12 protein-coding genes are annotated in these 9,616 nt (G+C 68.4%); 8 read left to right on the top strand and 4 right to left on the bottom strand.

The window, feature by feature from the left end; translation table 11 throughout:
* Nucleotides 1–67: 67 nt before the first annotated feature.
* Nucleotides 68–568, bottom strand: coding sequence for a hypothetical protein (locus ACFW22_RS35150; RefSeq protein WP_386412694.1), 501 nt, complete (start codon nt 566–568; stop codon nt 68–70).
* A 161-nt stretch (nt 569–729) separates the two neighbouring features.
* Here ACFW22_RS35150 and ACFW22_RS35145 point away from each other — a divergent pair, with 161 nt between their 5' ends.
* The gene (locus ACFW22_RS35145) at nt 730–939 is read left to right on the top strand and encodes a type II toxin-antitoxin system PemK/MazF family toxin (protein WP_386412699.1); all 210 of its coding nucleotides are present in this window, start codon (nt 730–732) and stop codon (nt 937–939) included.
* A 346-nt stretch (nt 940–1,285) separates the two neighbouring features.
* Nucleotides 1,286–1,630 (top strand): PIN domain-containing protein, encoded by a 345-nt coding sequence (locus ACFW22_RS35140; protein ID WP_386412691.1) that lies wholly within the window; start codon nt 1,286–1,288, stop codon nt 1,628–1,630.
* Between the two features lies 1 nt (nt 1,631).
* Here the strand turns inward: ACFW22_RS35140 and ACFW22_RS35135 are convergent, their stop codons facing one another.
* On the bottom strand, nt 1,632–2,564 hold the full coding sequence (locus ACFW22_RS35135; RefSeq protein WP_386412689.1) for a phosphorothioated DNA-binding restriction endonuclease: 933 nt from the start codon (nt 2,562–2,564) through the stop codon (nt 1,632–1,634).
* A gap of 154 nt (nt 2,565–2,718) precedes the next feature.
* Between ACFW22_RS35135 and ACFW22_RS35130 the strand changes: the two genes are divergently transcribed.
* Nucleotides 2,719–3,210 carry a hypothetical protein gene (locus tag ACFW22_RS35130; RefSeq protein WP_386412687.1) on the top strand — a complete coding sequence of 164 codons (492 nt, stop codon included), beginning with the start codon at nt 2,719–2,721 and terminating at the stop codon, nt 3,208–3,210.
* Here the strand turns inward: ACFW22_RS35130 and ACFW22_RS35125 are convergent.
* On the bottom strand, nt 3,195–4,667 hold the full coding sequence (locus ACFW22_RS35125; RefSeq protein WP_386412685.1) for an ATP-binding protein: 1,473 nt from the start codon (nt 4,665–4,667) through the stop codon (nt 3,195–3,197). The two genes, ACFW22_RS35130 and ACFW22_RS35125, sit on opposite strands and share 16 nt — an antisense overlap.
* 493 nt (nt 4,668–5,160) lie before the next feature.
* Here ACFW22_RS35125 and ACFW22_RS35120 point away from each other — a divergent pair, with 493 nt between their 5' ends.
* Together ACFW22_RS35120 and ACFW22_RS35115 are read left to right on the top strand one after the other, a co-directional pair.
* Nucleotides 5,161–5,445, top strand: a complete 285-nt coding sequence (locus ACFW22_RS35120; RefSeq protein ID WP_386412683.1) for a hypothetical protein — start codon at nt 5,161–5,163, stop codon at nt 5,443–5,445.
* Nucleotides 5,427–5,840 carry a DNA-binding protein gene (locus ACFW22_RS35115; protein WP_386412681.1) on the top strand — a complete coding sequence of 138 codons (414 nt, stop codon included), beginning with the start codon at nt 5,427–5,429 and terminating at the stop codon, nt 5,838–5,840. The genes ACFW22_RS35120 and ACFW22_RS35115 overlap by 19 nt, the downstream gene beginning before the upstream one ends.
* Nucleotides 5,841–5,974: 134 nt before the next feature.
* Here the strand turns inward: ACFW22_RS35115 and ACFW22_RS35110 are convergent, their stop codons facing one another.
* The gene (locus ACFW22_RS35110; RefSeq protein ID WP_386412679.1) at nt 5,975–7,219 is read right to left on the bottom strand and encodes a plasmid pRiA4b ORF-3 family protein; all 1,245 of its coding nucleotides are present in this window, start codon (nt 7,217–7,219) and stop codon (nt 5,975–5,977) included.
* 113 nt (nt 7,220–7,332) lie between these two features.
* On the opposite strand from ACFW22_RS35110, the gene ACFW22_RS35105 reads away from it, so the two are divergent.
* The 3 genes from ACFW22_RS35105 to ACFW22_RS35095 are packed head-to-tail and all read left to right on the top strand — an operon-like array spanning nt 7,333 to nt 9,410.
* Nucleotides 7,333–8,055 (top strand): hypothetical protein, encoded by a 723-nt coding sequence (locus ACFW22_RS35105; protein WP_386412677.1) that lies wholly within the window; start codon nt 7,333–7,335, stop codon nt 8,053–8,055.
* Between the two features lie 39 nt (nt 8,056–8,094).
* The gene (locus ACFW22_RS35100; protein ID WP_386412674.1) at nt 8,095–9,093 is read left to right on the top strand and encodes a hypothetical protein; all 999 of its coding nucleotides are present in this window, start codon (nt 8,095–8,097) and stop codon (nt 9,091–9,093) included.
* Entirely contained in the window at nt 9,090–9,410 is a 321-nt protein-coding gene (locus ACFW22_RS35095) for a helicase-associated domain-containing protein (protein ID WP_386412697.1), read from the top strand. The genes ACFW22_RS35100 and ACFW22_RS35095 overlap by 4 nt, the downstream gene beginning before the upstream one ends.
* Nucleotides 9,411–9,616 lie beyond the last annotated feature (206 nt).

Genomic DNA, 9,616 nt, shown 5'->3' with positions numbered 1-9,616 from the left:
ACCCCCCAGGTCATGCCTTCGACAGGGGGCAACAGTCATGCCGGGCCCGGAGGCCAGGAGCCCCATTTCAGGGCCACGGAAAAGGTAACGGGGCGAGGTCGCCGCGGCCATCGCTGTGTGGCCCCCGGTCCCAGGGCTCCTCTCGGAAGGGTTCGGGGTCGGGCACGTCGTGTCCCCATGCCGTGGGTGCCTTCCGGGCAACGCGCCGGTTGAGGGTGCCACTGCTGGTGTCCAGGGTGGTGCGCGCGTGCACGGCGAGGTGATCGCGGTGCCCGGCGAGCCCGGGGTGCTCGGCGAGGATGATCGAGGCGAGGACGGCGGCTTCGCGCACGTCCTCGTGGCCGTCCTGCAGGAAGGGTTCGACGGCCCGGTAAAGCACCGTGCGCAGGTCTCGGAAGGCCGCCACGACGGTGCCGTGCGTGAGGAAGCCGGGGCAATGCTGCTCGATGCGGCCCACGACCTCGTCGGAGGCGTCGTGGGCCGTCGAAGCCAGCCAGTTCGACAGCGTCGCCCGGATGGGGACGTCATGCGGGAACCTTGGTGGAGCGGACGACAGGCAACGCTTCACCTCCCTGCCGAAGGGGCCGCACGCAGTGTGCCGCCGTGCCACGGCAGGGTGGCGCTCACCGGAGTGCTCCCGACGGTCACAGATGCGTGGGCATGCATCAGGTCTGGTCGTAGAGGGTCGCCAGGTCGATCAGTCGGATGTCCGGGTCGGTCACGGTCGCGCTGATCACCGGGACCTCCGGTCCGCAGGTCACGCATGTTCCGATCGGGCCTGACGCGGGTCTGACGAAGTACGACGAGTCATACGTGAACCGTGCGGACCTCCACACGGTGGCGAAGTCGCGGCTGCGGAGGAAGCTTGGGCTGCTGGCCCCGGGTGAGTTGCGCAGTGTGGAGGGCTCCGTCCGGCTGATCCTCGGGTTGCAGCGCTGACCTCGGGTTGGCGAAGTCGTGTGGGGGAGGCCGCCGGGCGACTGGGACGGAAACTGAGACGGGGAAACGCCAGAGGACCGGACCACTTGCGCGGTCCGGCCCTCTGAGCTGGCGGAGGATACGAGATTCGAACTCGTGAGGGGTTGCCCCCCACACGCTTTCCACATGTTCGTACGGGGGTCCGGCGGGGGGCGTAGGTGCCCTGACCTGGGGCGGAGTGTCCAGGGCGGCCTTGTCTGGGCGGGCCCGGACAGGGGTGGATGAGACCAGAACTGAGACCAGGCGGCATGGGTTCGACGGGATCCAGCTTGCGGGACGGCCGGCCCGCCTAGGCTTGTCCCCAGGTATGGGCCCGCGGACCGCCCTCTACCCGAGCGTCATCACGATCGCGGAGATCGAGGCGGGCATCGCGGAAACACCGGACCTGGTACGGCGTGCCGCTTTTGAGCGGGTGCTCGACAGCATCCGCGTTGACCACAGCGACCGGATCGCGGCCATCGGAGAACAGGAAGCCCTCGCGTACCTTGCCCTTCATCGGAAGTTGAAGAGCGCCGGGACCGGCATCGATCCGCCGGATGCGCTGATCGCCGCCACCGCTCTGGCGAACGGATGGACCCTGGTGAGCCGGAACGTCAAGCACCTGGCCCGGACTGGCGCGCTCTTGCTCAACCCGTGGGAGTACGAGGGCTGACCTACGGGTGGGTGCGCGAGTCCTCGCGAGATCGACTTCGCGGACGATCTGCGCCGGGACGTGGGGTGCCGTGGAAGACCTGGCTGGTGTGCCAGGAGCGGTGGTGCGCCGCCACGGGCCGTATGCCTGGTTGTGGGCCGATGAGGGGGCGGCCCGCGAGGGCTATGACGTGCTCGCGGGCTGCGGGGCTGCGGCCGACGAAGTGCTGCGAGACGAGGACGCGGTGGCCGTCGCCGACACCGAGGGCCCCCTTGTCGAAGAGCTTGTGGTGCAGTGAGCAGAGGCAGAGTCCGTTGTCGACGTCATCCGGGCCGCCGAACGCCCACCAGCGCACGTGCGCGGCCTCCAGCCCGACTGGCACTGCTCCGATCCGCCCGTCGTAGCCGCAGAAGGCGCACTGGTACTCGTAAGCCGTCAGCACCAGCTCCCGCATCCGCCGGTCCCTCTGCCGTCGCGCTGACGGAAGCCGCCCGGTCTCCGTCGGCTCCAGCTCCAGTCCGATCGCTTCGCACAGTTCGCTGTGCAGGGAGGGCGGGAAATGCTGGTCGAGCAGTACGCGCGCGAGCCGTCCCAGCAGTGACGGCTCGCGCCGCAGTGCCGCCCGCAGCTCCGGCGCCAGCTGTCCGACAGCCCTGGCTGCCCGCAGCTCCCGCACCGCGCTGCCGGGACTGCCGGGGCCGTGGTCGGTGCGCACCTCCCACACCCCATCGCTGGCCAGATGATGGAACGGGTAGGCGGGCGTTGTCCTGTTGGGCGGACCGTACTCGGCCAGCAGCCGCTTCAGGTCCTCCTCCACCGCGCTGTAGAACAGCCCGCCGTCTGCATCCTGCTGGAACCGGCCGAGGGCGTACAGGAAGAGCAGCGGTTTGTGGGGAGCGCGCGCCCCGCCCTTGGTCCACTGCCTCAACGTCGCGGTCCGCTCCAGCCAGTCCATGACCGGCGATCGTAGTGACCGCCGACCCGGACGTGCGCGCACATGTGCGTGAACCCTTGGCGACACGGTTGTGGATGGTTCGTGCCTGAATGTCTGAAGTAAATGAGACCAGAACTGAGACCACAGTGTCAGGGGTGGCTGTCTGGTCTCGCGCATGTCGGCACGTGCGTTCGATGAGATCGATACGCTGCTGCAGCTCTACTTACCTGGCATACGCGGTCCTTGGAGAGACGTGCCCCGCTACGTTCGGGTCAAGATCGTCACTCCCGAGATGGAGGCCGCGGAGCGGAGAGCGGGGCGTCGACTTGCGATCATCTTCTTGCCTAGCCTGGTCCTGATCGGGGCCCTCCTGTACGGCTGGGCCTGTCAGGCATTCGGCTTGGCGCGCGGTGATGTAGCGCTGGTGTTGCAAGGCACGCTGCTGGCTATCAGCAGCCTTCTTCTCCCCTTCCTGGACAAGTGGTGGACCGGTCGCCGCTACCAACTTTGGAGAGCAACCGTGGGCTTCTGCCTGCCGACGTCACTCACCATGGTGCTGGTCTACCTGCTTCCCGTACTGAAGGAACGGGAGGGGAACTGCTGGCGGTGCTGCGAGGTGCCGAAGGCTGACCTTCGGGCGACGCCGAGATGTCAGACCTGGCCGTAGAGGGTCGCCAGGTCGATCAGTCGGATGTCCGGGTCGGCCGCTGCTGCGGCGTGCGCCTTGTCGTTGAAACCTGCTCCGCTGAAGCACATGAGCCGTGTGTTCGTCGTGTCGTAGCGGCCTGCCAGGGTGATGAGGTCGCGGATGTGCCGGAGACGTTCGATGTGGGCAGCGCCCATGGTGTCGTTCCACTTGGCCTCTCCGATGGCCAGCAGTGGCGGCTTGCCACCATCCGCGATTCCGACGACAGCCACGTCGACCTCGTGGCCGGTGCGGGCCTTGGGGTCGTGCACGACGCCGTGTCCGACGCGGGCCGGCAGGCCGCCCAGGAGCTCGGGGTCGGCGTGATGTAGGGCCCAGTCCCGGCAGACCTGCTCGAAGTGGGGCCCGAGGACGTTGCTGACGAAGCGGCGACGACTGGCCTGCCAGACCCGTGCCGCGCTGCCGGGGCGTTCGAGCTGGTCCCAGACCGGCCGCATGATCGCGTGGTAGAAGCCGATCAGCGGTTCGGCGATGCGGTAAGTGGGCCGGTTGTCGCGGAAGGCATCGGCGTCCCGATGCAGCAGACCCGCGTCTTCGAGGACGTTGATGGGGTGGGCGATGTCGGTGGCCTTGCGCTCCAGGTAGCCGGCCATGCCCCCGCGTGTGGCGTTGCCGTCGGCGACGGCGGCCAGGACGGACAGATACAGGGCGGTGTCGCGGAGGTCGGGTTCTTCGGCCAGCAGGTAGCGGGCCTCGCGGAAGAGGGGGGTTTCGGGGTTGAGGACGGTGCGGACGACCCAGTCGTCGAAGTCGTCCGGACCCTTTGGCGTGTCGCCGCGTGCGAATTCGCGCCGGTAGGCCGGGGTGCCGCCCACGATCGCGTTCACCTTCATGGCCAGGTGGGGGTCGGTGATATCCCAGAACTCGGCGGCGAGGCGGTGGTCCAGAGGGCTGACGACCAACTCCAGCCCTGCCCGTCCGCGCAGTGGGGCGTTACCTGAGAGCAGTCGGCCCATGAAGGACAGCGCCGAGCCGCACAGCAGCAGCCGGGTACGGGAGCCGGTGCGCTGGTCACGCAGGGGCCGCAACGCCTCTTGGATGATCGAGGGCAGTTCGGGGTTGGCCTTGGCGAGGTAGGGGAACTCGTCGATCACCACGGGGACGGGCCGCTCGGTGCCGAGCGCGAGGAGGGCGTCGACGGCCTCTGCCCAGTCGGCGAAGTGGAACGGGCTGGCGGGGCGGACGTGGGCGGTCAGCGCCGTGCTGATCCGCCGGAGCGACTCGGCATCCATGGCCTCGGTCGCACCGAAGTAGAACCCTCCGGCGGCACGGCAGGCGGCATCCAGCAGGAACGTCTTGCCTTGGCGGCGGCGCCCGGAGACCACACCCAGAGTCGCTCCTGGCTGAGGATCGGTGATGAACCGGCGCAGCGCCGACCACTCGTAATCCCGGTCGAACATCTCGGCAGGCTTGTCCACACGCCGCTCCAGATATAGAAGTACACCTACATAAAACATACTCCTAGTTCCTGGCGATGGCTTGTAGCGTGCGACTGCCGGTCCGGGCCTTCGGTGCTCACTGAGGAGGTGCGGGGATGTGTCATCGCAGAGAATGTCGTGAATGTCGGAAATGAATGAGACTGAAACTGAGACCAGGGAACGCCGAAGACCCCGGCCGCTTACACGGTCCGGGGTCTTCGTTTCGCCTGTTCAGGCGGCTGCGGAGGATGCGAGATTCGAACTCGTGAGGGGTTGCCCCCAACACGCTTTCCACATGTTCGTACGGGGGTCCGGCGGGGGTCGTAGGCATCCTGACCTGCGGTGGAGCGGGTTGTGCGGTGACATCCGGACGCGGCTGAACGTGGGTGAATGAGACCGGAACTGAGACCACGAGGTGACGGGCGGGCGGCTCGCGCCGTTCGGCGGGTGCTGCACCCGGGCCGAATTCCTACTTATTTGATAATGTTGGTCCATGAGCGAGATTCCTTACAGCGTCGGCGAGGGGCCGGCCACCAGGGTCAGCCTCTCCCTCCCCGAGGGGACGGCGGATGCGATCCGCCGACGAGTCGGCAAGCGTGAGTTCTCCGCGTTCATCACCGAAGCGGTGGAGCGCGAGCTGCGCGGTCAGATCTTGGATGAGTATCTGGCCGACTACGAACGTCGTCAGGGGCCGATCTCCGAGCGCGAGCAGGAGCGGGCACGCCGGGTCTTCGACGAGGTGTTCGCCGAGGAGGGGCAGTGGCCCGCCGCAAGCTGAGCCACGAAGGCACCCTCATTCTCGACTGTGAGGGTCTGTCGAAGTTCGTCAGTGATCACGAGCCCGTCGTCGCCCTCATCGCCGAGGCCCGCAAGCGGGGCATGGAGGTGGTCATCAGCGCGCTCACCATCATCGAAGCGGTGCATCGCCGGACCGACAGGGCGCGGCTCGCGTGGGTCCTGTCCGGCGTGCGGATCGTGCACATCGGCGATGAGGAGGCCAGGGCCGCCTCAGGCTTGCTGATCAACGCCGGGCTGCATGGTCACAAATACGCCATCGACGCTGCAGTGGCCGAGATGGCGCTGCGTCAGCGCCGCCCGGTCGTCATGCTCACCTCGGACATCGACGACATGGCGAAGCTCTGTGGCGACAGGGTGCGCCTCGTCGCCGTGTAGTCGACGCTCAAGACCCGAACGCCGGGGATGCGAGGTCTGCCCGTACGTCCTTGTCCGGGCGGGGCGGGGCCGGTGAGTCAGTCGGTGGCACCCAGGGCCGTGAACGGCTGCGTGGCGGCCGGACGGCTCGTCTTTCATGGTGCCGTGAGGCGCAGCAGCCGTGCGTTGGCCTCGTCCGGCGTGAAACGGTCGGGGGCGAATTCCGTGGCGGACCGAAGCCCGAGCCATACCAGCATGGTGTGGTGTTCCTCATGTGCCGGGTCGGCGAGGATCAGTTTGAGATCGCTGTAGCCGGGGGCGCCGCCGCAGTCCTCGGGCGGGCACGCCCCGGCGCCGTCCACGCAGTGCGGATAGTGCAGCCCGGCTGCGGCTGTCTGGAACTGCTCCACGGTGATGAGGTGCTCCCAGGAGTCCCCGAAGTCGTACGTGTACACGAAGTGGGCGCCCGGCTTGAGCAGGGCGCCCAGTGTGGCGGTGCTCTCGTCGCGGAATCCGAGTTCGCCGCCGGGGCGGCCGTACTGGATGCCGTCGATGGTGAACGCGTGCATGTGGCAGTTCTGCCAGCCCATCGCGTCCTGGATCACGGAGTGAAGCCGGTCCAGGCGGATCGCGGCGGGCACCAGCAGGTGCCGCCAAACCCGGAGGCCGTCCACGTCGGCGAGCTCGACGAGGATGCGCAACACCGCGTCGCCGGGCTCGGGCTCGCCGCGCATCCGGGCCGTCCCGGTGCGTCCGTCCGCCGTCAACTCGGCGGTGTCCTCCGTGAGATGGACAGCGCCCAGGGAGGCGAGGGCCTTCAGGACCCGTTGGATGTCGTGGTCGCCCGCGGTGCGCAGATGCCCCAGACGGTCGGGGGACAGGTCGTCGAGCACGTACAGCGGGCTGACCGCCTCCCACACCACCTCGTACAGGTCACCGAGCGGCACCGGGGCCGTGGCCGCGTACAGGCGGTGCAGCAGCGCACGCAGACCACGTTCGTACTCGTGTGAGAAGAGCGACTCCAGCCAGCCGGACACCGTTACGGCCGGCCCCATGCGCGGCAGCGCGGCGAACAGGGCGCCACGCAGTTCGTCGGGGCGGTCCAGCAGCCTGGCGTTCTTCTTCACCGGCAGCAGGCGCCCGCCCGCGACTCGTAGCAGCCGCGCCGCCTTGGCCCACTCGACCAGCAGCGTGAGGTGGTACAGCTCCTCGCTGGACTTCGTCCTGAACGTACGGTCCCCGATCACCGGGTCCATCCGATCGCCGGTGTCCAGAACCTCCACCAGTGCTCGCGCGTCGGCGAGCGTCACACGGCCGGTCTGGGTCAGCTTCCGACCCGTGCCGACCCAACCGACCAGCGCTCGTACCCGCTCGACGGTCCCGCCCGCTGTCTCACCCATGCCGACCTGCCCGTTCCGGTTCGTGTTCCGTATCACCCGAACTCAGGATGGCAGCACCGTCGGCGCACCCCCGTGCCTCACATGGGGCGACACGGAAGTGGCACACTGCGACGGTGACAACGCGCGACGAGGAACTACTGGCCCGGGTCCGAGAGATGAGAGAGCGCGGTAGCGCGCCGAAGCAGATCGCGAAGGCGTTGGGGCTGCGCCCGGCCCAGGCCACCGCGCTGATCAGACGGGTCGCCGAGGCGACGCAGGCGAACACCGCGCCGGACGAGCGGCCCGTGGTGGGCTGCTGGGCCAACGCGGGTTGGAGCGCGGGACTGGACATGGGCAAAGCCCCGGACTGGGCGGCGGCCGACCTCCTCGGCCAGGAGCCGGACCCGGGCACGGGCGGCTTCGCCCAGATTCTCCTGGCCCGCCAGGAACGCGCCAGCAGAGTGACCGTCACCGGGTTCCTGGTGGACGTGTACTGCCTGGGAGTCAAGAACGTCACCGGCCCCGAGGTGATGGGGTCCGGATCCCTGACCGCTTACGTATCGACGTACTACTCGGCCTTCGATCACCGGCCGCTGCCGATCGGCGTGGAGCAGGCGCAGACGATCGTGCACGATGCGGTCGCCTACGCCCGCCGCCTCGGCTTCGAACCCGCGGACGGCTTCGCCGACGCCGTAGTGCACCTGGGTGCCCCGCCCGGCGACCGGCCCGTTATCGGCTTCGGTCGGGACGGCAAGCCGTTCTACTTCTCCGGCCCCTACGACAACCCGCGCAACGTGGTTCAGATCCTCGAACGCACCTGCGGCCCGGGCAACTACGACTACGTTGCCCATCTGTAGGAACGGGACGCGAGCGGCACGAAGCGGGGAACACGAGCAGTGATACCGGTCGAACGGCAGCAGGAGCCCACCGGTGCTCCACGGGTCCGGCACACCGAGCACGAGGCGCAGGGCAACCTGCTGACGGTGCTGCGCCTGTGTATGACGGGGAAGCTGCGGTGCAGCGAAAAGACCCGCCGCCCCAGCGCCGCCACCGTCTCGGCGGTCGCCGACGTCCTGGACGGCGGCGACTTCTATCCGCACGAGGCCATCGCCGCTTTCGCCTGGCCGATGCTGCTCCAGGCAGGCGGCCTCGCCCAGCTCACTGGCGGTCGGCTGGTGCTGACCACGCGCGGACGGGCCGCGCTGACCCGGCCGCCGCACCTGACCATTCCTCAGCTGTGGCAACGCTGGCTGAACAACAGCCTCCTGGACGAGTTTTCCCGCGTCGAGGAGATCAAGGGCCAGCGCTCGGCGAACGTCCTGACCGCGGCCAAACCGCGCCGCAAGCTTGTCGGCCAGGCGTTGGCCGGCCTCACCCCGGGTGAGTGGATGTCCATCGACGGCCTGTTCACTGACATGCGCGCGGCCGGTCTGGATCCAGTCGTCCACCGCAGTGAACGCGCCCTGTGGAAGCTGTACCTGGAGGATCCGCAATACGGCAGCCTCGGTTACGACGGCTACCACGGCTGGTCCCTCCTCCAGGGTCGGTACACCCTGGCGGTGTTCTTCGAGTACGCGGCCACGCTCGGTCTCATCGACATCGAGTACGTCCCCCCGGTGGGCGCCCGCGATGACTACCGGGACAACTGGGGCGGCGACTACCTCGACCGGCTCAGCCGCTACGACGGCCTGTCCGCACTCCGGCTCAATCCCCTGGGCGCCCACGCCGTCGGCCTCACGGACGACTACGCCCCCGCCCAGGTCCCCGCCTCAGCCGTCCCGACGGGCCGGGTCACCGTTCTGGCGAGCTTCGACATCGTCGCCCTTGACGGGCTGCCCTCCGCCGACACCCTCCTTCTGGACGCGACAGGGAAACGGACCGGGTCTGGACACTGACGACCGCTTCTCTTCTGCACGCCCTCGACGAGCTCCGTGGCTACCTGAACCAGGCCGCCTCGCACCCGGTGCCCCAGACCGTCACCACCCTGCTCGACGACACTGCCCGCCGCACCGGCCGACTCTGCGGCACAGGGCAGACCCATCTCATCGAGTGCGCGGACGAGGCACTGGCAGCCCTCGTCATCAGCGACCGCCGCCTGCGCGTGCTGTGTACCCGAATCGGCGAGCGCCACCTCGCGGTCTCCCCCCGACCGGCTACCGGCGTTCCGGAAAGCCGCCCTGGCCCTGGGGTACCCGGTGACCTGATGGCATGAGGAGAGCCGCTTCGGGGCATCTCGTGCCGGAGCCGGGCCCACTCGATGCGTGACCTCTGACCACCAGCAGAGGGGGCGTTCGTCGCGTGCCTGAAATGTATTGAATGTCGAAAATAAATGAGACCAAAACTGAGACCAGGGCACGCCAGAGCGTCGGACCGCGATCAGCGGTCCGACGCTCTGTTTCGCCTGTTCAGGCGGCTGCG

The organism is Streptomyces sp. NPDC058872, assembly GCF_042743065.1.
Taxonomy (GTDB): Bacteria; Actinomycetota; Actinomycetes; order Streptomycetales; family Streptomycetaceae; genus Streptomyces.
The sequence above is the reverse complement of the archived record's forward strand: the minus strand, read 5'-3'. Positions and strand labels throughout refer to the sequence as shown.

Coding starts and splice junctions, on each gene's coding strand:
- ACFW22_RS35140 (WP_386412691.1), top strand. CDS start 1,286: ATGGGCCCGCGGACCGCCCTCTACCCGAGCGTCATCACGATCGCGGAG.
- ACFW22_RS35135 (WP_386412689.1), bottom strand. CDS start 2,564: ATGGACTGGCTGGAGCGGACCGCGACGTTGAGGCAGTGGACCAAGGGC.
- ACFW22_RS35130 (WP_386412687.1), top strand. CDS start 2,719: ATGTCGGCACGTGCGTTCGATGAGATCGATACGCTGCTGCAGCTCTAC.
- ACFW22_RS35120 (WP_386412683.1), top strand. CDS start 5,161: ATGAGCGAGATTCCTTACAGCGTCGGCGAGGGGCCGGCCACCAGGGTC.
- ACFW22_RS35110 (WP_386412679.1), bottom strand. CDS start 7,219: ATGGGTGAGACAGCGGGCGGGACCGTCGAGCGGGTACGAGCGCTGGTC.